This window comes from Pseudomonas fildesensis (genome assembly GCF_001050345.1).
GTDB lineage: Bacteria > Pseudomonadota > Gammaproteobacteria > Pseudomonadales > Pseudomonadaceae > Aquipseudomonas > Aquipseudomonas fildesensis.
On record NZ_LFMW01000003.1, the window covers coordinates 32,284 to 53,913 of the forward strand.

Sequence of the window (21,630 nt, forward strand, 5' to 3'; positions counted from 1 at the left end):
ATAACGTTACGCTAAAGACGATAATGCAACAGTGTAACGTACCGATTGTAGCCCGACAGTCAAATTACAAAATGGAACCTCTTTTACGCCGCCTGTACCTGGTTACGCCCCGCTGCCTTGGCCCGGTACAACGCCTCGTCGGCGCGCTTGAGCGCCAGGTCACTGCGCTCGCCGGGCTGGAACTGCGCCACGCCCATCGACACCGTGATCGTCACTGGCTCGCCCTTGAAGTGAAAGGGGCAAGCCTCGATCCCGGCGCGCAATACTTCACCAGCGGCGAGGGCATCCCCCAGGGATGAGTCAGGCATCACCAATACAAACTCTTCACCGCCAAAACGCGCAATAAAGTCGGTTGGACGCAGGCTTTTGCGCAGCACGTTGGCGATGATTTTCAGCACCTTGTCACCGGCTAGGTGACCGTAACCGTCGTTGATGCGCTTAAAGTGGTCCAAGTCCAGCATCGCCAGCGACAGGCTGTTACCGCGCTGGTGCCACGTATTCACCTCATGGTCGAGACGTTCACTCCAGGCCGCACGATTGGGCAGACCGGTGAGCGGATCGATCAGGGCCTTCTGGCGCTGTACCTCCAGGTGCACGCGATAGCCCTGGGCCTCCTGCTCCATATTGGCGACGCGTTCCGCAAGCCCTTGCAACCGCGCAGCGACTTCCTGCTCGCGCTGGTCACGCTGCTGCTGGTGCTCATCCATGGTGCCCAGCAAGCCTTCAAGGTGGCTTTCCAGCACATGCTTGAGGCTGTCAAGGTCGGCCGCGTCCTGCACGCTGCTTTGCAGGCCATCGACCTGCTCACGAATTTGCGTGTCCAGCTCCCGGGCGGCCGAGCGGCTGTCGGCATGACCTTCACTGGCTACCTGCAGATGACCCTGGAATGCTTCCAGACGCTCATTGAGCTGCTTGAGGTAAGCCTCGAACTCGTGCTGGCCGCTGTCGGTGATCGCCAGCATCAGCACGGCCAGGTCATCAAGGATCGGCAGCAGTTCGTACCAGTTCAAGCCGTGGGCCAGGCGCTCGCGCATGGCTTCAGCCTGGGGCCGGTGGCGCTCGGGCAGGGATAGGTCCTCCAGCAGGCCGAGCAGGGTGTCTTCGATGTGCTTGGCCACAGAGCTGTAGGACGGCTCGGGCGAATCGGGCAGGGCGTAGACGCCATCCGATTGCAGCTCGTCGGGATCGGTATCTTCCAGCACAGGAGGCAGTGACAGGCTGCCGATGACCGTTTCATCCGGCGCATCGACCACTGTCTCAGGCGCTTCGATAAAGGCTGCGAGTGCACTTTCGGTGGCGGGCTCCTCCGTGCGTGCCTCAGCCTCTGCGGGGACAGATGCCTCGACCGGCTCAGCGGCAGAGGCTGTCTGCGCAGGGGCTTCGAATACAAAGGTTTCGTTGGAAACCTCAACCGCCTTGGCGGGCACCGCAGACTCGGGCTGCGCAGTAGCCGGGGTTTTCGGCAGTGGCGCGAAGGCGCGCAAGGCTTGGGCCAGCTCTTCGGATTGCGCGGGCGGCTGAAGCTTGGGGGCCGGCTCAGAGGCCGGTTCGGCTGCAGGCTTGGACACAGCGGGTTGGGGCACCGGAGCCGGCACAGGTTCGTTTACCGGTACCTCATTGCCGGCCTCCTTGGCGCCAAACAAGCGCTGCAGCAGGCCTGGTCCTGGGCGCGGGGTTTCGCCGTCCGGCTCCAGGTTATTCAACGCCTGCCCTTGCAGGCTGCTCAACTCGCTGAGTAGCAGCGGGATCTCTCGAGCTTGTCCCACTCGGCCGTCCAGCTGCTTGGCGAAGGTCTTCAACGGCCGCGCCACCTCGCGGGGCAGTGGCAACTTCTGCAACTGCGCGACCAGGGCAGTCAGCGCGGTACTGATCTGGTCGACCCGGGTTTCGCGACGCTGCTCTGAATCCAGTACGGCTTTTTCCAGACGTGGCAGCAAGGCAGCGAGCGCGGCGTCCATATCGTCCGTACGCACAACGTCGCGCATTTCCTTCATGCATTGGTCGACCGCGAGGTCAGTCCCCTCAGCGGCCAGCGTGCTGCGCACCAGCCCTCGGCGCAACAGGTCGAGGCGGGCAGCCCAACGGCGTTCGAGCTTGTCTTGTTGCTCGATGCTTAACAGGTATTTTTCTTTCCAGCGCTGGGCGTCGTCGCTCATGCAAGGGTTCCGCGAGGGCCGGGGCTCAACGCGGGTAATGCATCAGCCGTGAGCGAACCCGGCAGACGAATCTCTACCGCGACCGGCAGGTGATCGGAGATGGGCTGCGCCAGTACCTGCACACTTTCGAGGGTGAGGGTCGGACTGAGCAGGATATGGTCCAGGCAGCGCTGCGGGCGCCAACTGGGAAACGTGGCTTCGACTTGCGGCGCCAATAAGCCGAGGTCGCGCAACGGGGAATTCTGCAACAGGTCGTTGGCATGGGTGTTCATGTCACCCATCAGCACCTGGTGCTTGTAGTTGGCAATCAACTCACGCACGTAGGCCAGTTGCAGGTTGCGCGTACGCCCCCCGAGCGCCAGGTGCATCATTACCACCACCAGGGCTTCCGGGCCTTCGCCGAAACGCACAAGGATCGCGCCACGCCCCTTGGGGCCCGGCAGCGGATGATCTTCGATGGCGGTGGGCTTCAAGCGGCTGAGCACACCATTGCTGTGCTGGGCCAGGCGCCCGAGGTTGCGATTGAGTTGCTGGTACCAGTAGGGGAAGGCACCGAGCTGGGCCAAGTGTTCAACCTGATTGATATAGCCGGAGCGGATGCTGCCGCCGTCAGCCTCCTGCAAGGCGACGAGGTCGAAGTCACTCAACAGGTCGCCAATCTTTTGCAGGTTACCGGCCCGCCCGTTGTGGGGCAGCAGATGCTGCCATCCACGGGTGAGGTAGTGCCGGTACTTCTCGGTGCTGATACCGACCTGGATGTTGAAGCTGAGCAGGCGCAAGCGGCTGTCTGGCGGCAGGCCTGTGGATTCCAGGTGATGTTCGTTGACCTGCGGGTCATGCAGACCAACGACGCGTTCGGTGCCCCAGCGGCGCATGGCAGGCCCCTTACTTGGCTGCGCGCTCTTTGGCGATCAGCTGGTCGGCGACATTTAGGGTTTGTTCAGGACCACCGGTGGTGCCCAGGTCAAAACGGTATTTACCATTGACGATCAGGGTTGGCACGCCTTGCACGCCATACTTCTGCGCGAGTTCCTTGGCTTGCTTGATCTGGCCCTGGATGGCGAAGGAGTTGAAGGTGGCCAGGAACTTGTCCTTGTCGACACCCTGGGTAGCGACGAATTCTGCCATTTCGTCTGGCTTGGTCAGACGCTTGCCTTCTTTCTGAATCGCGTTGAACACGGCGTTGTGCACCTTGTGCTCCACACCCATGGCTTCCAGGGTCAGGAACAGTTGGCCGTGGGCATCCCACGGGCCGCCGAACATGGCCGGGATACGCTTGAAGTTCACGTCGGAAGGCAGCTTCTCAGCCCATGGATTGATGGTCGGTTCAAAGGCGTAGCAATGCGGGCAGCCGTACCAGAACAGCTCCACCACCTCGATCTTGCCCGGTACCGACACAGGTACAGGGTTAGCCAATTCAACGTAGGTTTTTCCGGCTTCAAGCGGCACATCGGCAGCTTGTGCGGTCATGCCGAAGAGGCTGGCAGTGACGAGAGCGGCGCTGAGGATCAGATTACGCATGCTTTACTCCTGGACAAATAAAGTCGCCTCACGCGACCTTTGTTGTGACAGGTCTACGCGGGCATGAGTTCGTTAGTGTAACGGCACCGGCCACAAAAAAGGGCGGCCCGGGCCACCCTTTTTATGCTTGCATCGACGGATTAATCGAGCGTTAACGTAGCCAGAACACTTAATGCAGGCCTTGAATGTAGCTGGAGATGGCGGCGATGTCTTCGTCGCTCAGCTTACGGGCAATCGTACGCATGGTCATCGCATCACCATCGTTGGCTCGACCCGCTTCTTCCTTGCGGAAATCGGTCAACTGCTTGGCGATGTATTGAGCGTGCTGTCCACTCAGGTGCGGAAAGCCCGCGGCGGCAATACCAGCGCCATTCGGCGAGTGACAGCCGATGCAGGCGGGCAGGCCCTTATCCAGGTCACCACCACGGAATAATTTCTCTCCGCGCGCCACCAGTTTGGGGTCAGCAGCTCCCACACTGCCTTTCTGGCTGGCAAAATATGCCGCGATATCTGCCATGTCCTGATCGCTGGAGTTGGCCAGCAAACCGGTCATTTCCAGCACCGTTCGCTTGCCATCCTTGATGTCGTGCATCTGCTTGGTCAGGTAACGTTCACCCTGGCCGGCCAGTTTGGGGAAGTTCGGCGCCGGGCTATTGCCGTCCGGTCCATGGCAAGCACCACATACGGCGGCTTTCGCCTGGCCCGCTGTAGCGTCGCCTGCGGCATGGGCAACACCGGTGATGCCCAAGGTCAACAGCAGACTCACGATCAGTTTGTTCATCAGCTAATCCAACTACGGCTAAGGGTTTAAGAGTTATCAACCGGGTTTACTCACCATCAAACGAATGATGGCCTGGTAATCCTCAGTACTGCAGTCCATGCACAAACCACGCGGCGGCATTGCCTTGAAACCCTGAGTCACGTGTTGCACCAGCGTGTCCATGCCCTGCGCCAGTCTGGGCGCCCAAGCTGCTTTATCACCCCGCTTCGGAGCGTTCGGCAGTTGGCCGGCATGGCAAGCCACGCAAACTCGGTTGTACACCGCTTCCGGATCCTGTGTAGCCTGAGCGCCGAAAAGCGGAATCAGGACACCGACAGCGAGCAACCATCTGGTCATACATCGACCTTTTCAGGGTTTGAGAGCGTTTTGCGTTCTAATGCGCAATAAAGGTCTTTCGCTCCCGTGAACTTCATCCTTCGCTGGGACAAAGCACACACAAAATCTGCGGCATTATATACTGGCGCTACTGAAACGGAAACGACACCGCTTGCCGCACCCTTTTTCGGCACCGCCCACATCGGAAATCTCATGCAACTCAAGAATCCCATCCTCGGTCTGTGCCAACAGTCCACCTTCATGCTCAGCGCCGCCAAAGTTGACCAATGCCCCGATGACGAAGGCTTTGAAGTCGCCTTTGCCGGTCGTTCCAACGCCGGTAAATCCAGCGCGCTGAACACCCTGACCCATGCCAGCCTGGCGCGCACCTCGAAAACCCCGGGCCGCACGCAACTGCTCAATTTCTTCAAGCTAGACGATGATCGGCGTCTGGTCGACCTTCCCGGCTACGGTTATGCAAAAGTACCTATCCCGTTGAAGCTGCACTGGCAGCGTCACCTTGAGGCTTACCTGGGTGGCCGGGAGAGTTTGAAGGGCTTGATTCTGATGATGGACATCCGTCATCCAATGACCGACTTCGACCTGCTGATGCTCGACTGGGCCGTCGCCAGCGGCATGCCGATGCATATCCTGCTGACCAAGGCCGACAAGCTGACTTACGGCGCGGCCAAGAACACCCTGCTCAAAGTACAGGCTGAAATTCGTAAAGGCTGGGGCGACACGATCACTATCCAGTTGTTCTCGGCGCCAAAACGCCTGGGCCTGGAAGACGCCTACACCGTTCTGGCGGGCTGGATGGAATTGGCGGACAAGGGCGCGGAAATCGCGGAGTAACTTTCCTGCGGGCAAAAAAAACCCCGGACTTCGTATGGGGAGGGGAAGTTCGGGGTTCAAGTTCCGGACCGCTAGGGCGGGGTCCAGATATCTGCCAACACTTAACACAACATAGGAGCATTGAAGGGCTTCACCACCCATTCAGTAACTCTGAGTAGCATTTCATGAGTTAAGTTCCGGCAGGGTCAAAAAACGATTGGAAATAACTGACGACAACTTCTGATCTAAAGCGCTCTGCCACCACGCAAGGTGGTGGCAAACCCCGGAATCAGTGCGCTTCGTCCCAGTTATCGCCCACGCCCACTTCCACCAGCAACGGCACATCCAGCGTCACCGCCTGGCTCATGTGCTGGCGAATTTCGTCACGCACCTTGTCCACCAGGTCTTCGCGAACCTCCAGCACCAATTCATCGTGAACCTGCAGGATGACTTTGGCGTCCAGCCCCGACTCGGCCAGCCAGTTATCCACCGCCACCATAGCTTTCTTGATGATATCGGCCGCCGTGCCTTGCATGGGCGCGTTGATCGCCGTGCGCTCGGCGCCTTTGCGAAGCGCCGGGTTTTTCGCGTTGATCTCCGGCAGGTACAAGCGACGACCGAAGATGGTCTCGACATAACCCTGCTCGGCCGCCTGGGCGCGGGTACGTTCCATGTACGCCAGCACGCCGGGGTAGCGGGCGAAATAACGGTCGATATATGCCTGGGACTGCTTGCGGTCGACACCGATCTGCTTGGCCAAGCCAAACGCGCTCATGCCGTAGATCAGGCCGAAGTTGATCGCCTTGGCGCTGCGGCGCTGGTCGGTGGTGACCGCGCCAAGCTCTACGCCGAAGACTTCGGCAGCGGTGGCCTTGTGCACGTCCAGGTCATTGCGGAAAGCGTGTAACAGACCTTCGTCCTTGGCCAGGTGAGCCATGATCCGCAACTCGATCTGCGAGTAGTCCGCCGCCAGCAGCTTGTAGCCTTTTGGCGCGACGAACGCCTGACGAATCCGCCGGCCTTCGGCGGTACGAATCGGGATGTTCTGCAGGTTCGGATCACTGGACGACAAACGCCCGGTGGCCGCCACCGCTTGATGATACGAGGTATGAATACGTCCGGTGCGCGGGTTGATCTGCTCAGGCAAGCGGTCGGTGTAGGTGCTTTTCAGCTTGCTCATCGAGCGGTACTGCATCAGCACTTTGGGCAGCAGGTAGTCCTGCTCGGCCAATTCAGCGAGTACTGCTTCGGCGGTCGATGCCTGACCCTTGGCGGTCTTGCTCAGCACCGGATAACCGAGTTTCTCGTAAAGAATCGCGCCCAACTGCTTGGGCGACCCCAGGTTGAACTCTTCACCCGCAATGGCGAAGGCCTCACGCTCCAGCGCGACCATCTTGTCGCCCAGTTCGACGCTCTGCACACCAAGCAGTTTGGCATCCACCAGCGCGCCCTGGCGCTCGATACGCGCCAGTACCGGCACCAGCGGCATTTCGATATCGGTCAGCACGCTGGCCAGGCTCGGGATGGCTGCGAGCTTTTCATGCAGGGTCTGATGCAGACGCAGGGTCACGTCGGCATCTTCGGCGGCATACGGGCCGGCCTGTTCCAGGGAGATCTGATCAAAAGTCAGCTGTTTGGCGCCTTTGCCTGCAATATCCTGGAAGCTGACAGTGCTGTGGCCCAGGTACTTCAGCGCCAGGCTGTCCATGTCATGGCGCGTTGCAGTGGAGTCGAGGACGTAGGACTCAAGCATGGTGTCGTAGGCAATGCCCTGCACGGTAATCCCACAATTCTGGTCACCACCGATGGCGCAGTTGGCCAGGATATTCATGTCAAACTTGGCGTGCTGGCCAACCTTGAGCTTGCTCGGGTCTTCGAGGATGGGCTTGAGCGCACGCAACACGGTGTCACGGTCCAGTTGCTCCGGTACACCCATGTAGGAATGGGTCAGCGGGATGTAGGCCGCTTCATAAGCCTCGACCGCGAACGACAAACCGACCAACTGCGCTTGCTGGGCATCGATACCGGTGGTCTCGGTGTCGAAGGCAAACAGCTTGGCGTCACTGAGCTTTTTCAGCCAGACGTCAAAACGCGCCTGGTCGAGAATGGTTTCGTACTTGAGCTCGGTATCCACAGCCGGCGCTTCCTCAACCGGTGCAACGACCTCCTGCCCGGCGCGCTTGGCATCGCGCTGAACTTCGTCAAACCAGCTTCTGAACTCCAGGAGGGTATACAGCTCCAGCAGTTTTTCGCGATCGGGCTCAATCAGGTGCAAATCATCCAGGCCCACTTCCAGCGGCACGTCGATTTTGATCGTCGCCAGTTGGTAGGACAGGAACGCCATCTCCTTGTGCTCCTCCAGCTTGGCTGGCAGCGTCTTGGCCCCGCGAATAGGCAGGGTCGGCACAATGTCCAACTGCTCGTACAGCTCTTTCAGCCCGCCATTCACACCCACCAGCAAGCCGGAAGCCGTCTTCGGGCCAATGCCCGGAACGCCTGGGATGTTGTCGGACGAATCCCCCATCAGCGCCAGATAGTCGATGATCTGCTCGGGAGCGACGCCAAATTTCTCCTTTACGCCCTCCACGTCCATGGCGCTACCGGTCATGGTATTGACCAAGGTAATGTGCCCGTCCACCAACTGAGCCATATCCTTGTCGCCGGTGGAGATCACCACCGGGCGATCAGCGGCCGCGCTGCTGCGGGCCAGGGTGCCGATCACGTCATCGGCCTCGACGCCTTCGACGCACAGCAGCGGGAAGCCCAGGGCGATCACGCTCTGGTGCAACGGCTCGATCTGCACGCGCATGTCATCGGGCATGCTGGGGCGGTTGGCCTTGTATTCGGCGTACATGTCATCGCGAAAGGTCCCACCCTTGGCGTCGAACACAACCGCGAACGGGCTGTCCGGGTACTGCTTGCGCAGGCTTTTGAGCATGTTCAACACGCCCTTGACCGCACCGGTCGGCAGGCCTTTGGAGGTGGTCAGCGGTGGCAGTGCGTGGAAGGCGCGGTACAGATATGAAGAACCGTCCACCAGGACGAGGGGGGCTTGGCTCATGAGCAGGATCAACCTTTTCGGCGGGTCAGGCGCTAGAATAGCCGGACCAATGACAACAAAGGGACAAGGTTATCATGCGTACATTCAATCGCCTGCTGTTCACTGGCTTGATTGCACTCGCTCCGATGGCTGCCATGGCGGCAGACGGCGCCCCGTCGGCAGACCCGGAAGTCACCATTCGCACGGAAGGCGACCGCACCATTCAGGAGTACCGCCAAAACGGTTTCCTGTACGCAATCAAGGTCACCGTGAAAGGTGCCCCACCGTATTTCCTGGTGCGCGCGGACGGAACCGATGCGAACTTCATCCGCTCTGACCAGCCGGATATGCTGATCCCGTCATGGAAGATCTTCGAATGGAAATGATTTCTTAACTTTAATCGGCGCTGCTCCCGCAGCGCCCGTAACGGCAGTTTACCCATGTCTGTGTTCACCCCCCTGGCTCGGCCCGAGCTGGAAACCTTTCTCGCCCCGTACGGGCTCGGCCGCCTGCTTGACTTCCAGGGGATTGCCGCTGGTAGCGAAAACACTAATTTCTTCATCAGCCTGGAACAGGGCGAGTTCGTCCTGACCCTGGTCGAGCGCGGTCCTGTGGCAGAAATGCCGTTCTTCATCGAACTGCTCGACGTGCTCCACGATGCCGACCTCCCGGTGCCTTACGCATTGCGCACCACCGATGGCGTGGCCTTGCGCGAACTGGCAGGCAAACCGGCGCTGCTGCAACCGCGTCTCGCGGGCAAGCACATCAAGGACGCCAACGCCCAGCACTGCGCCCAGGTCGGCGACTTGCTGGGGCATCTGCACCTCGCAACCCAGGGCGACAAGGTGCTGGAGCGCAAGACAGATCGCGGACTGGACTGGATGCTCAGCGAAGGCAAGCAGCTGATTTCGCACCTGAACCCAGCGCAACAGCGCCTGCTGCAAGACGCATTGGATGAGATCGAGACTCTTAAGGAACAGATCCTCGCCCTGCCTCGCGCAAACGTGCATGCCGACCTGTTTCGCGACAACGCGATGTTCGAAGGCACACATCTCACAGGCCTTATCGACTTCTACAACGCCTGCTCGGGCCCGATGCTGTACGACGTGGCGATAGCCCTGAATGACTGGTGTTCGGACGCTGACGGCATCATTAATGGGCAGCGCGCTCGTGCACTGCTGGGGGCTTACGCAGGGCTGCGGCCGTTCACCGCCAAGGAAGCGGAACTGTGGCCGACAATGTTGCGGGTAGCGTGCGTGCGGTTCTGGCTGTCACGCCTGATCGCCGCCGAGTCGTTTGCCGGCCAGGATGTGTTGATCCATGACCCGGCGGAGTTCGAGCACCGGCTGGCGCAACGTCAGCAGGTCATTGTCCAACTGCCGTTCGCCCTGTAACACCTTCTTCCTCTGTAGGAGCGAGCTTGCTCGCGAAGAACGTTAACGATGACGCAGTGCTATCGGATAGCCCGCGTCGCCTATGCGTTTTTCGCGAGCAAGCTCGCTCCTACAGAGGGGTTATAGCGAATCCAGGCAACCCGCCAGATCATTCCCCAGCTTTTCCAGCACCTGCTCGTAACCCTGGGCCGTGGCCGGCGTGTAGCCGCCCAGTGCATCCAGCTCCGCAAGTTTCACCGGCAGGCCAGCCACCAGCGTCTCAGCCAAACGCGGGCGCAATGGCGGCTCGCTGAACACACAGGTCTTGCCGACCTCCTGCAAACGCGACCGCATCGCCGCCACATGCTGGGCGCCGGGCTGTACTTCGGCCGCCACGCTGAACACGCCGGTGTGCTTGAGGCCGTAGGCGTCTTCAAAGTAATCAAAGGCTTCGTGGAACACGAAGTAAGGCTTGTCGCCGATACTCGCCATGCGCTTTTTCAGGCGCGCATCCAGCGCATCGAGGCGCCCATCGAATGCCTTGACGTTGCTCTGATAACGCTCGGCATTGGCCGGGTCGGCAGTGCTCAGGTCCGCCGCCATGCGCGCCGCAATCACCCGCGCATTGACCGTCGACAACCACAAGTGCGCATCCACGCTGCCTGGGCGATGATCGTGATCATGTTCGTCGGCATCGTCGGCGTGAGAGTGACCATCTTCGGCGAAACGTCGCAACTTCATCCCCGGAAGATCCTGAACGGCCACCGTTGAAGCCGTACGACCTTTCAGCACACGAGGCAGGAAGGTCTCCATGTCTGGCCCGATCCAATACAACAGGTCCACCGACTGCACGCGCCGTACGTCGGATGGTCGCAACGCGTAGTTATGCGGCGATGCACCGGGTGGCAACAACACCTCAGTAACGGCCACGCCGTCCTGCACAGCGGCAGCAATCAACTGCAGCGGCTTGATGCTGGTCAGCACCTTGACCTCGGCCTGAGCGGCGCCGGCCATGAACAAACTGGTGACAAATACGACAAAAACGGGAAAAAGTCGGGACACGATGACCACTCAATGACGTAGGAACGGGTAACATAATAACGTCTCTCACAAAAGTCTGTCGCCGCTCATGCCTATAACACCGCTTGCCAGCCGTCCCCACGACCACTCTCACTGCGTGCATACCGCACTGTCGGAGGCCGATACCCTGTGCGCACGCCAAGGCCTGCGCCTGACCGCTTTGCGTCGGCGGGTTCTGGAATTGGTCTGGCAGAGCCACAAGCCGTTGGGCGCCTACGACATTCTTGGCGTGCTCAGCGAGCAGGATGGCCGCCGCGCAGCACCGCCCACCGTTTACCGCGCACTGGACTTCCTGCTGGAAAACGGCCTGGTGCACCGCATCGCCTCGCTCAACGCCTTCGTGGGTTGCAACCACCCGGAACACGCGCACCAGGGCCAGTTCCTGATCTGCCGCGAGTGCCACGCCGCCATCGAGCTTGAACAAAAAAGCATCAGCGACGCCATCATCAAGAGCTCCGCCGACGTCGGCTTCAAGGTCGAAGGACAAACCGTCGAAGTGGTCGGTCTCTGCTCCGGTTGCCAGGGGGCTTGATGAGCAACGCGTTAATCCGCCTGGAGCAGGTCGGGGTCACGTTCGCCGGGCAAAACGTGCTGGACAATATTGCGCTGAGCGTCGAGCCGGGGCAGATCGTCACGTTGATCGGCCCGAATGGCGCCGGCAAGACCACCCTCGTGCGCGCCGTGCTCGGCCTGCTCAAGCCCGACACCGGCAGCGTGTGGCGCAAGCCCAAGCTGCGCGTCGGCTATATGCCGCAGAAGCTGTACGTTGATCCGACCCTGCCCCTGTCAGTACTGCGCTTCCTGCGACTGGTACCGGGAGTAGACCGTGTACGCGCACAGGCCGCGCTCAAGGAAGTCGGCGCCGAACAGGTGATCGACAGCCCGGTGCAAAGCATCTCCGGCGGCGAAATGCAGCGCGTACTCCTGGCCCGCGCCCTGTTGCGCGAGCCTGAGTTGCTGGTACTGGACGAACCCGTGCAGGGCGTCGACGTCGCCGGCCAGGCCGAGCTGTACAGCCTGATCACCCGCCTGCGCGACCGCCATGGCTGCGGCGTGCTGATGGTCTCCCACGACTTGCACCTGGTGATGAGCACCACCGACCAGGTGGTGTGCCTCAACCGTCACGTGTGCTGCTCCGGCCACCCGGAACAGGTCAGCGGCGACCCCGCGTTCGTCGAATTGTTCGGCAAGAACGCGCAGAGCCTGGCGATCTACCACCACCATCACGACCACGCCCATGACCTGCATGGCGCCGTCGTCGACGACCCCGCAACACCCACTCACGTTCATGGAGATAGCTGCAAGCATGGCTGATTTTCTGCTCTACGCCCTGCTGGCAGGCTTGGCTTTGGCACTGGTGGCGGGCCCATTGGGCTCGTTCGTGGTCTGGCGGCGCATGGCCTACTTTGGCGACACCTTGTCCCATGCCGCACTGCTCGGCGTGGCCATGGGCTTCTTGCTCGATGTGAGCCCGACTATTGCGGTGACCGTCGGCTGCCTGCTGTTGGCGGTGCTGCTGGTGACCCTGCAACAGCGCCAGCCGCTGGCCTCCGACACGCTGCTGGGCATCCTGGCCCCAAGTACCCTGTCCCTGGGCTTGGTGGTGCTGAGCTTCATGCATGAAGTGCGCATTGACCTGATGGCCTACCTGTTCGGCGACCTGCTGGCGATCAGCCCGACCGATCTGGCCTGGATCCTCGGCGGCAGCGCGGCCGTACTGGTGTTGCTGGTCGCCCTGTGGCGCCCGTTGTTGGCGATTACCGTGCATGAAGAGCTGGCCACGGTCGAAGGCTTGCCCGTGCCGGCCCTGCGCATGACCCTGATGTTGTTGATCGCCGTGGTGATCGCTGTCGCGATGAAGATTGTCGGCGTATTGTTGATCACGTCGCTGTTGATCATTCCCGCAGCGGCGGCCCAGCGCCACGCCCGCTCACCGGAGCAGATGGCGATCGGCGCCAGTGTGCTGGGGATGTTTGCAGTGTGCGGGGGCCTGGCGTTGTCCTGGTTCAAGGACACACCGGCCGGCCCATCGATTGTGGTCACTGCCGCCGCCCTGTTTCTGCTGAGTTTTGTCCTGCCCCGTCGAGGGGTGTAGACTTGCTCGCTTTTTGCGCAAATAGAGAGTCGCAGGAATGAAGCCGTTCACCTCCCGTTATCTGCTCCTTGCCGCATTTTCACTGCTGCTGGGCGCCTGTCAAAGCACACCGCCCGCGGCCCCCGAGGTCCCGGACGCACGCGCTGCGGCCATCGCGCAGCTGGAACAAAACCTCGCCAGCAGCGAATTGGCCACCGCCGAAGACGAACTGGCAGCGTTGCAGGCCCAATCGCCCAACGATCCGGCGCTGGAGCCTTACCAGCGCCAATTGGCCGAAGCCTATCTACAGCGCAGCCAGATCGTGCTGCAAAAAGGTGATGTCAACGCCGCCGCCACGGCCCTGAGCCGTGCGCGTGCGCTGATGCCCAAGGCGCCAGCGCTGACCGGCGGCGTAAACAGCGCCATCACCCACGCCCGCAAAGCCGAGCTGGATAAGGCCGAGGCCGACCTGAAAGCCGCCGAAGCCAAGCCTGTTGCCAAGGTCATCGACCCGGCCGCTCAAAGCACTACCGTGGCACTGAACCTCACCAACATTGAAGAACTGCGCCATCAGTTGGATGCAATCGCCACGGACGTGGTGAATTACCAGTGCGACGTGAGCATCCAGGCGCCGCGCACCCAGGATTACCCGTGGCTGGCCACGCTGCTGACCAAACGGGTGAAGCGAATTGATTCGGGGTATGACCTGAAGATCCACCGGCAGATTCTGAAGAATATTCCGGCGCAGGTTGTGCTGATTCCGCGCAAGGCGGAATGAAGCCAATCGGGAGCAAGCCCCCTCCCACATTTTGAATGTATTCACAGTTCAAAATGTGGGAGGGGGCTTGCTCCCGATAGCAGTTTAGAAAACAACCAATGACTTAAGCCGGAATCGCCTTGGCCTTCGCCTCACGATCCCAAACCCGGTGCTGGCCGATCGCAGCAAAAAACGCTTTGAACGCCTTGGCATCCGCGCCAATAATCAGACCCGCATCCACTTCCAGCTTGAGCAGATCCAGCAATGGCTTCGCGTCATTGGCAACGGCGATCGCCTTCAGGTGCTTGTACGCCTCCAGCAGGAAGTGCAACGCCACCCCATCCCCGCTCAACGCCTTGATCGACTCTTTACCGCCAGGTACGAACACCGCGTCAAACGCAATCGACGGCATGCCTTCCATCGACGCATCCACCGGCAGGCTCTTGCCATCGGCCGTGGTCACCGGCGCCGAGGTAGGCCCCAGCAGCTTGGCATGTGCGCCTTCGGCTTCAAGCGCCTTCTTCAACGCGGCAATCGCCGCACCGTCCACGCCGTTCGCCGCCAGAATCGCCACCTTGCGGGTCTTGATATCACCCGGCAGCAAATTCGCCTGGCTCAATGCCGGTGAACGCTCAGGTTGGGTCTTGCGCTCAGGCACGGTGCCTTTGGTCGGCGCTGGCAGCCCGAGGTTCTGCGCCACACGCTTGGCCAGTTCCAGATCGATATTGGCCAGGATCTCGTTGACCTGACGCACGCGAATAAACTCACGCTCCACCTTGCCCAACTCAAAGCTGTACGCCGCGATGATGTGCTCTTGCTCGTGCTTGCTCAGGCTGCGGAAAAAAAGGCGAGCCTGGGAGAAGTGATCGCCGAACGACTCGCTGCGCTCACGGATCTTGTGGGCGTCGATGCGCTCTGGATACGTCTCGAAGCCACCGTCCTGCGCCGCCGGCGGGGTTTCTTTCGGCCAGCCTCCATCAATCGAGTTCGGCTCGTAAGACGCGCGGCCTTTATCGATGGTGCTGCGGTGCATGGCATCGCGCTGGTTGTTATGCAGCGGCGTGACCGGCTGGTTGATCGGCAGTTGGTGAAAATTCGGGCCGCCCAGTCGGCTGATCTGCGTGTCGGTGTAGGAAAACAACCGGCCTTGCAGCAACGGGTCATTGGAGAAGTCGATACCCGGCACGATATGGCCGGGGCAGAACGCGACCTGCTCGACCTCAGCGAAAAAATTATCCGGGTTGCGGTTCAGCACCATTTTGCCCAGCGGCGTGATCGGCACCAGCTCTTCGGGAATCAGCTTGGTTGGGTCGAGAATGTCGAAATCGAACGCGTGTTCCTTGTCCTCGGGAATCACCTGCACGCCCAATTCCCACTCCGGGTAATCGCCCTGCTCGATGGACTCCCACAGGTCGCGACGATGGTAGTCGGTATCTTTACCGGCGAGCTTTTGCGCCTCGTCCCACACCAGCGAGCAGGTACCTGCCGTAGGGCGCCAGTGGAATTTTACGAAGTTGGATTTACCCTCGGCATTCACCAGGCGGAAGGTGTGCACCCCAAAGCCCTGCATGCTGCGCAGGCTTTTTGGAATGGCCCGGTCAGACATCGCCCAGATCACCATGTGAGCGGATTCCGGCTGCAGCGAGACGAAGTCCCAGAACGTATCGTGGGCCGAGCCGCCGGTAGGAATTTCGTTGTGCGGCTCAGGTTTTACCGCATGCACGAAGTCAGGAAACTTGATCGCGTCCTGTATGAAAAACACCGGCATGTTATTGCCCACCAAGTCGAAGTTGCCTTCGTCGGTGAAGAATTTCACGGCAAAACCGCGCACGTCACGTACCGTATCGCCGGAGCCTCGCGGGCCCTGTACGGTGGAAAAGCGCGTAAATACCGGGGTTTTATGGCCCGGATCACGCAGGAAGCCAGCCTTGGTCAGCGCCGAATGGTTTTCATAGGTCTGGAAATAGCCATGAGCGCCCGTACCGCGGGCATGCACGATGCGCTCTGGGATACGTTCATGGTCAAAGTGCGTGATTTTTTCACGCATGATGAAATCTTCGAGCAGCGAAGGGCCACGGGAGCCGACCTTCAAGCTGTTCTGGTTGTCAGAAATCTTCACGCCTTGGTTGGTGCGCAGCGCCTGGCCGGTAGCATCGGAACGGAATGCCTCCAGGGCCTGCAGCTTGGCGTTGGTGTTGCCACGGTCCAGGGTGTCGGTACCCGCAAGTTCACTCTTCGGCGGGGTGGCTGGCTTCTTGGTACTCATCAGACAAAACTCCTTATTCAAAGTGGCCAGAGCGGTCCCCGGCTCGTTTGAGCAAAACCCCAGGCACGGCACCTGGGAAATCGAGTTGCTTAAGTAATGACTGACTCGGTTTTGCACCGTTCCTTTTTTATGACCTTTGATCGCGTTATTGCCAAATCACTGGTTGAATGCGAAATAAATGCTAAGAAACGCTATACGGACAGGCTAAAATGCGCGCCCGGCTAACCGCTGATCCCTTTTCCATGCGCCCCACAAGGTTCGCTACGTGATCGAGTTTCATAACGTCCATAAAACCTACCGCGTCGCCGGTAAGGAAATCCCCGCGCTGCACCCCACCAGCCTGCGCGTCGAGAACGGCCAGGTGTTTGGCCTGATTGGCCACTCCGGTGCGGGAAAAAGTACCCTGCTGCGTCTGATCAATCGCCTGGAACAACCCAGCGGCGGTCAGATCAACGTCGACGGCGATGAAGTCACCGCGCTGGACGCCAGCGGCCTGCGCCGTTTCCGCCAGCAGGTCGGGATGATTTTCCAGCACTTCAACCTGCTGGCCTCCAAGACCGTCGCCGACAACGTAGCGCTGCCGCTGACCCTGGCCGGCGAGTTGTCGCGCAAGGCAATCGACCTGCGCGTCGCCGAATTGCTGGCCCGCGTCGGCCTGACTGATCACGCCAAGAAGTACCCGGCGCAGCTTTCCGGCGGCCAGAAGCAGCGCGTCGGCATTGCCCGCGCCCTGGCTACCAAGCCAAAAATCCTGCTGTGCGACGAAGCCACCAGCGCCCTCGACCCGCAGACCACCGCCTCCGTGCTGCAACTGCTGGCCGAGATCAACCGCGAGCTGAAGCTGACCATTGTGCTGATCACCCATGAAATGGATGTGATCCGCCGCGTGTGCGACCAGGTGGCCGTGATGGACGCCGGCGTGATCGTCGAGCAAGGTTCGGTGGCAGACGTGTTCCTGCACCCCAAGCACCCGACTACCAAGCGTTTCGTGCAGGAAGCCGAGCAGGTTGATGAAGGCGAGCAGCGGGATGACTTCGCTAACGTGCCGGGCCGCATCGTGCGCCTGACGTTCCAGGGCGAAGCGACCTACGCGCCACTTTTGGGTACCGTTGCCCGGGAAACGGGAGTGGACTACAGCATCCTTGCCGGTCGGATCGACCGCATCAAAGACATCCCCTACGGGCAACTGACCCTTGCCGTCACCGGCGGTGACATGGAAGCGGCGTTCGCCCGCTTTGCCGAAGCCGATGTGCACATGGAGGTCCTGCGTTAATGGACGTGTTACTGCATTACTTCGACAAGGTTGATTGGGCTGACATCTGGGTTGCTACCGGCGACACCATGTTGATGCTCAGCACATCGCTGCTTTTCACCGTGCTTATAGGCCTGCCGCTGGGCATTCTGCTGTTTCTGTTCAGCCCACGTCAGTTGCTGGACCAGAGAGCCGCGTATGGCGTCCTGGCTTTCATCGTCAACGCTATACGTTCGCTGCCGTTTATCATTCTGCTGATTGTGATGCTCCCTGCGACGATCTTAATCACTGGCACTTCGCTTGGCGTGGCCGGTGCGATTCCACCCCTAGTGGTAGGCGCCTCGACGTTCTTCGCACGCTTGGTGGAAACCGCGCTGCGCGAGGTGGATCGCGGCATTATCGAGGCCACTCAAGCCATGGGGGCCACCACTCGGCAGATCATCATCAAGGCGCTTCTGCCCGAGGCGAAGCCCGGCATCATTGCAGCCATCACAGTGACCGCTATTGCTCTGGTGGGCTACACCGCCATGGCGGGGGTAGTGGGTGCCGGTGGGTTGGGTGACCTGGCGCTCCGTTATGGATACCAGCGATTCCAAGACGACGTCATGGTCGTCACCGTGGTGATGTTGATTGTGCTGGTACAAATTCTGCAGACCATCGGCGATAAGCTGGTGACGCACTTTTCTCGAAAATAACGGCCATTGCCGGCTATTAGCTGGCAGATGCCCGAACAAGGAGCTTGTTGGATGAAAAAACTACTGGTTGCTTTCGCCGCCGTTGCCGCGTTTTCCGCCCACGCCGCCGAGACCCTCACGGTCGCCGCATCACCGGTGCCCCATGCGGAAATCCTCGAATTCGTGAAGCCTGCCCTCGCCAAAGAAGGCGTGGACCTGAAGGTCAAAGTCTTCACCGACTACGTGCAGCCCAACGTACAAGTGGCTGAAAAGCGCCTGGACGCCAACTTCTTCCAGCACCAGCCGTACCTGGATGAGTTCAACAAAGCCAAGGGCACTCACTTGGTGAGCGTTGGCGCGGTGCACCTGGAACCGCTGGGTGCTTACTCCAGCAAGTACAAAAAACTGGCCGACCTGCCTGACGGCGCCAACGTGGTCATCCCGAACGACGCCACCAACGGCGGCCGCGCGCTATTGCTGCTGGCCAAAAACGGCCTGATTACCTTGAAGGAGCCGAACAATATCCTGTCGACCATCAAGGACATCACTGGCAACAGCAAAAACCTGAAATTCCGCGAACTGGAAGCCGCCACCCTGCCGCGCGTGCTGACCCAGGTCGACCTGGCGCTGATCAACACCAACTACGCGCTGGAAGCCAAGCTGGATCCGTCCAAGGACGCACTGGTGATTGAAGGCAATGACTCGCCTTACGTCAACATCCTCGTGACCCGCGAAGACAACAAGGATTCGGACGCGGTGAAGAAACTGGTTGCAGCCCTGCACACGCCGGAAGTGAAAGCGTTCATTCTCGAGAAGTACAAAGGCGCAATCCTGCCGGCGTTCTGATCCTTCCCCTGATCGTTCCCACGCGGAGCGTGGGAACGATCAGCGGTGTGAGCGCCAGGCTTATTTACGCTGCAACAACCCCGGCAACTGCGACACCAGCTTCTGGTTGTTCAACGGGCCGCGGATGAACCCACGCTGGGTGCCGTCCGGCCCGATCAGCGCGAGGTTGCCGCTGTGGTCGACGGTGTAGTTGGGCTTGCTTGTGTCGGCGGGGATGAACGGGATGCTCACCGCATTCGAAACCTTTTGCACATCATCCACATTCGCGCCAGTCAGGCCCTGGAATTGCGGGTCGAAGTAGCCCAGGTATTGCTTGAGCTGGGTTGGGGTGTCGCGATTCGGGTCGACGCTGACCAATATCACCTGCAATTTATCCACTACGTCCTTGGGCAGCTCGCTCTTGATTTGGCGCAGTTGGGCGAGGGTGGTGGGGCAGATGTCCGGGCAAAAGGTGTAGCCGAAAAACAGCACACTCCACTTGCCTTTCAACTCATTGACCAGCACCGGCTGGCCATCCTGGTTGGTCATGGTCACCGGCGGCAGAGTGCGGCTTTGCGGCAGCAGGATGATCCCTGCGTCGATCAACGCGGTGGGGTCGCCCTGGCCTTTGCCCGAGAGCACTTTGTTGACGGTCAGGCCCATGATCAACGCGACGATGGCCACCAGGATAAAGACGGTTTTTTGAGTTCGAGTCATAGGTTCAACAGTAAGTAGTGGTCTACGAGCAGGGCGATAAACAGCAAAAACAGGTACCAGATAGAGTACTTGAAGGTGTTGATCGCCGCGTGCGGCCGACTGCCACGGTACAGCACCCAGGCCCATTGCAGAAAGCGCCCGCCCAACAACAGTGCGCATGCCAGGTAGAGCACGCCGCTCATATGGATCACATAGGGCATCAGGCTCACCGCCAGCAGGGCGAAGGTGTAGAGCAGGATATGCACCTTGGTGTAGTGCTCGCCATGGGTCACCGGCAGCATCGGAATGTCGGCCTTGGCGTATTCCTCCTTGCGGTGGATGGCCAGGGCCCAGAAGTGGGGCGGGGTCCAGGCGAAGATGATCAGCACCAGCAACAACGGCTCGGCGCTGACATGGCCGGTGACGGCGACCCAGCCCAGCAGCGGCGGAGCGGCACCGGCCAAGCCGCCGATGACGATATTTTGCGGCGTCGCGCGCTTGAGAAAGCCGGTGTAGATCACGGCATAACCCAGCAGCGACGCCAATGTCAGCCAGGCCGCCAGGGGGTTGGTGAACGCCAGCAACAGAGCCAGGCCTGCAACCGCCAGAAACAATGCAAACGCCAGTGCGGCAACGGGCGATACACGCCCTTCTGCCATTGGGCGTTTATGGGTGCGCGCCATCACCGCATCGATGCGCCGGTCCACCACATGATTCACCGCCGCCGCGCCACCCGCACACAGGGCGATCCCGAGGTTGCCAAAGATCAACACCATCCACGGCACCCCCGCACGCGTGGCGAGAAACATACCCACCAGCGAGGTGATCAGCATCAGCACCACCACTTTTGGCTTGGTCAGCTCCAAGTAGTCACGCCAGATCGCCTGACTGTGACGCGCGCCGATCAAGGTCGCCATGGCATCTCTCCTTTGAGGGTGATGAGGCCCGAAACGTGTTTACGCGGGCTCAAGCGCCAGCCGAACAGCAACGGGTGACGCGCCCGGATCAAGCTGGTGCGGGCGTGGTAATTGACCAGCACCAGGCTCAGCAACAAGGCTGCGCCGCCGGCGTTATGGGCCACTGCGACCGGCAGCGGCAGATGAAAATACACGTTGCTCAGGCCCAGGCCGATTTGCACGGCCAGGGCAATCAGCAACAGGCCCGCCAGGCGCGTCATGCCGACCCCCTTGAGTTGCCAGGCCAGCCCCAGCAATACCAGGGTGAGGATCAGCGCGCCTAAACGATGCGTCAGATGGATGGCCGTGCGCGCATCGCTGTCGAGTTGGCCGCCCAGGTAATTGGGGCCGATGTGCTGGGTCAGGTGAAAACCGTTGGCAAAGTCCGCCGCCGGCCACCACTCGCCATGGCAAGTGGGCAGATCAATACAGGCCACCGCCGCGTAGTTGGAACTCACCCAGCCGCCCAGCGCAATCTGCCCGATCACCAGCACCAACCCCGCCGTGGCCCAATATTGCAGGCGCCTGGGCACGATCAGTGCGGGCAGCACGCCGGACAGCCGCAAGGTCAGCAAAAACAACAAACTCAAGGTCGCAAAGCCGCCCAACAGATGGCCGGTCACCACTTGCGGCCACAACTTCAACGTCACCGTCCACATGCCGAATGCCGCCTGGGCGAACACCACCACCAAGATAAACAGCGGCAACTTCACCGGATGGCCAGGATCACGTCGATGACTCCACGAACGCGCCGCCAGCAGCACGATCAGCAACCCCAGAGTGCCGGCAAAGTAGCGGTGGACCATCTCGCTCCAGCCTTTGTCGGCCTCCACCGGCGTATCCGGAAAATGCAGCTCGGCATGGGCCAGTTGGGCTTCGCTTTGCGGCACGCTGATAAAGCCGTAGCAGCCGGGCCAGTCCGGGCAACCTAGGCCGGCGTGGGTCAGGCGGGTATAGGCGCCGAGCAGTACGACAATCAGCGCCAGCAAGGTGGCAAACAACGCGAGGCGAAATCCAGGTTTGGCCATGA

The 21,630-nt window shown here is 60.5% G+C and carries 21 protein-coding genes; 10 read left to right on the forward strand and 11 right to left on the reverse strand.

The window, feature by feature from the left end; genetic code table 11:
• Positions 1 to 83 precede the first annotated feature (83 nt).
• The 5 genes from ACR52_RS05625 to ACR52_RS05645 form a co-directional block, all read right to left on the reverse strand.
• Positions 84 to 2,156: a GGDEF domain-containing protein gene (locus tag ACR52_RS05625; protein ID WP_048721478.1), complete on the reverse strand. Its 2,073-nt coding sequence runs from the start codon at positions 2,154 to 2,156 to the stop codon at positions 84 to 86.
• Positions 2,153 to 3,031, reverse strand: a complete 879-nt coding sequence (locus ACR52_RS05630) for an endonuclease/exonuclease/phosphatase family protein (RefSeq protein ID WP_048721480.1) — start codon at positions 3,029 to 3,031, stop codon at positions 2,153 to 2,155. Before ACR52_RS05630 ends, ACR52_RS05625 begins: the two co-directional genes overlap by 4 nt.
• Positions 3,032 to 3,041: 10 nt before the next feature.
• On the reverse strand, positions 3,042 to 3,677 hold the full coding sequence (gene dsbA / locus ACR52_RS05635; RefSeq protein WP_048721482.1) for a thiol:disulfide interchange protein DsbA: 636 nt from the start codon (positions 3,675 to 3,677) through the stop codon (positions 3,042 to 3,044).
• 169 nt (positions 3,678 to 3,846) lie between these two features.
• Entirely contained in the window at positions 3,847 to 4,458 is a 612-nt protein-coding gene (locus ACR52_RS05640; RefSeq protein ID WP_048721483.1) for a c-type cytochrome, read from the reverse strand.
• A 36-nt stretch (positions 4,459 to 4,494) separates the two neighbouring features.
• Positions 4,495 to 4,794 (reverse strand): c-type cytochrome, encoded by a 300-nt coding sequence (locus ACR52_RS05645; RefSeq protein ID WP_048721485.1) that lies wholly within the window; start codon positions 4,792 to 4,794, stop codon positions 4,495 to 4,497.
• Between the two features lie 192 nt (positions 4,795 to 4,986).
• On the opposite strand from ACR52_RS05645, the gene yihA reads away from it, so the two are divergent.
• Entirely contained in the window at positions 4,987 to 5,628 is a 642-nt protein-coding gene (gene yihA, locus ACR52_RS05650) for a ribosome biogenesis GTP-binding protein YihA/YsxC (protein ID WP_048721487.1), read from the forward strand.
• Between the two features lie 268 nt (positions 5,629 to 5,896).
• On the opposite strand, the gene polA is transcribed toward yihA, so the two are convergent.
• Positions 5,897 to 8,668 carry a DNA polymerase I gene (gene polA, locus ACR52_RS05655; RefSeq protein WP_048721490.1) on the reverse strand — a complete coding sequence of 924 codons (2,772 nt, stop codon included), beginning with the start codon at positions 8,666 to 8,668 and terminating at the stop codon, positions 5,897 to 5,899.
• A gap of 74 nt (positions 8,669 to 8,742) precedes the next feature.
• Here polA and ACR52_RS05660 point away from each other — a divergent pair, with 74 nt between their 5' ends.
• Positions 8,743 to 9,033, forward strand: coding sequence for a DUF2782 domain-containing protein (locus tag ACR52_RS05660; protein ID WP_048721492.1), 291 nt, complete (start codon positions 8,743 to 8,745; stop codon positions 9,031 to 9,033).
• A 54-nt stretch (positions 9,034 to 9,087) separates the two neighbouring features.
• On the forward strand, positions 9,088 to 10,041 hold the full coding sequence (locus ACR52_RS05665; protein ID WP_048721502.1) for a homoserine kinase: 954 nt from the start codon (positions 9,088 to 9,090) through the stop codon (positions 10,039 to 10,041).
• A 120-nt stretch (positions 10,042 to 10,161) separates the two neighbouring features.
• On the opposite strand, the gene ACR52_RS05670 is transcribed toward ACR52_RS05665, so the two are convergent.
• Positions 10,162 to 11,091: a zinc ABC transporter substrate-binding protein ZnuA gene (locus ACR52_RS05670; RefSeq protein WP_082143106.1), complete on the reverse strand. Its 930-nt coding sequence runs from the start codon at positions 11,089 to 11,091 to the stop codon at positions 10,162 to 10,164.
• Between the two features lie 58 nt (positions 11,092 to 11,149).
• On the opposite strand from ACR52_RS05670, the gene zur reads away from it, so the two are divergent.
• Genes zur through ACR52_RS05690 form a run of 4 tightly spaced genes read left to right on the forward strand, consistent with a single transcriptional unit; the run spans position 11,150 to position 13,952 of the window.
• Entirely contained in the window at positions 11,150 to 11,632 is a 483-nt protein-coding gene (zur, locus tag ACR52_RS05675; protein ID WP_048721508.1) for a zinc uptake transcriptional repressor Zur, read from the forward strand.
• On the forward strand, positions 11,632 to 12,414 hold the full coding sequence (gene znuC, locus ACR52_RS05680; RefSeq protein ID WP_048721512.1) for a zinc ABC transporter ATP-binding protein ZnuC: 783 nt from the start codon (positions 11,632 to 11,634) through the stop codon (positions 12,412 to 12,414). The genes zur and znuC overlap by 1 nt, the downstream gene beginning before the upstream one ends.
• Positions 12,407 to 13,195 carry a zinc ABC transporter permease subunit ZnuB gene (znuB, locus tag ACR52_RS05685; protein ID WP_048721515.1) on the forward strand — a complete coding sequence of 263 codons (789 nt, stop codon included), beginning with the start codon at positions 12,407 to 12,409 and terminating at the stop codon, positions 13,193 to 13,195. Before znuC ends, znuB begins: the two co-directional genes overlap by 8 nt.
• 37 nt (positions 13,196 to 13,232) lie before the next feature.
• The gene (locus tag ACR52_RS05690; protein WP_048721518.1) at positions 13,233 to 13,952 is read left to right on the forward strand and encodes a PA5502 family lipoprotein; all 720 of its coding nucleotides are present in this window, start codon (positions 13,233 to 13,235) and stop codon (positions 13,950 to 13,952) included.
• A 103-nt stretch (positions 13,953 to 14,055) separates the two neighbouring features.
• Here ACR52_RS05690 and katE read toward each other — a convergent pair whose 3' ends face one another.
• Positions 14,056 to 16,218, reverse strand: a complete 2,163-nt coding sequence (katE, locus tag ACR52_RS05695) for a catalase HPII (RefSeq protein WP_269084141.1) — start codon at positions 16,216 to 16,218, stop codon at positions 14,056 to 14,058.
• A gap of 244 nt (positions 16,219 to 16,462) precedes the next feature.
• Between katE and ACR52_RS05700 the strand changes: the two genes are divergently transcribed.
• The 3 genes from ACR52_RS05700 to ACR52_RS05710 are packed head-to-tail and all read left to right on the forward strand — an operon-like array spanning position 16,463 to position 18,969.
• Positions 16,463 to 17,470 (forward strand): methionine ABC transporter ATP-binding protein, encoded by a 1,008-nt coding sequence (locus tag ACR52_RS05700; protein WP_048721524.1) that lies wholly within the window; start codon positions 16,463 to 16,465, stop codon positions 17,468 to 17,470.
• The gene (locus ACR52_RS05705; protein WP_048721525.1) at positions 17,470 to 18,144 is read left to right on the forward strand and encodes a methionine ABC transporter permease; all 675 of its coding nucleotides are present in this window, start codon (positions 17,470 to 17,472) and stop codon (positions 18,142 to 18,144) included. The genes ACR52_RS05700 and ACR52_RS05705 overlap by 1 nt, the downstream gene beginning before the upstream one ends.
• Positions 18,145 to 18,195: 51 nt before the next feature.
• The gene (locus ACR52_RS05710) at positions 18,196 to 18,969 is read left to right on the forward strand and encodes a MetQ/NlpA family ABC transporter substrate-binding protein (protein WP_048721527.1); all 774 of its coding nucleotides are present in this window, start codon (positions 18,196 to 18,198) and stop codon (positions 18,967 to 18,969) included.
• Between the two features lie 60 nt (positions 18,970 to 19,029).
• Here the strand turns inward: ACR52_RS05710 and ACR52_RS05715 are convergent, their stop codons facing one another.
• From ACR52_RS05715 to ACR52_RS05725, 3 genes are read right to left on the reverse strand one after another with little or no spacing between them, the layout of a single operon-like run.
• Positions 19,030 to 19,665, reverse strand: a complete 636-nt coding sequence (locus ACR52_RS05715; RefSeq protein ID WP_048721531.1) for an SCO family protein — start codon at positions 19,663 to 19,665, stop codon at positions 19,030 to 19,032.
• Positions 19,662 to 20,561 carry a heme o synthase gene (gene cyoE, locus ACR52_RS05720; protein WP_048721533.1) on the reverse strand — a complete coding sequence of 300 codons (900 nt, stop codon included), beginning with the start codon at positions 20,559 to 20,561 and terminating at the stop codon, positions 19,662 to 19,664. The genes ACR52_RS05715 and cyoE overlap by 4 nt, the downstream gene beginning before the upstream one ends.
• A complete protein-coding gene (locus tag ACR52_RS05725) occupies positions 20,549 to 21,628 on the reverse strand; it encodes a COX15/CtaA family protein (protein WP_048721536.1) in 1,080 nt (359 codons plus the stop codon). The genes cyoE and ACR52_RS05725 overlap by 13 nt, the downstream gene beginning before the upstream one ends.
• Positions 21,629 to 21,630: the final 2 nt, after the last annotated feature.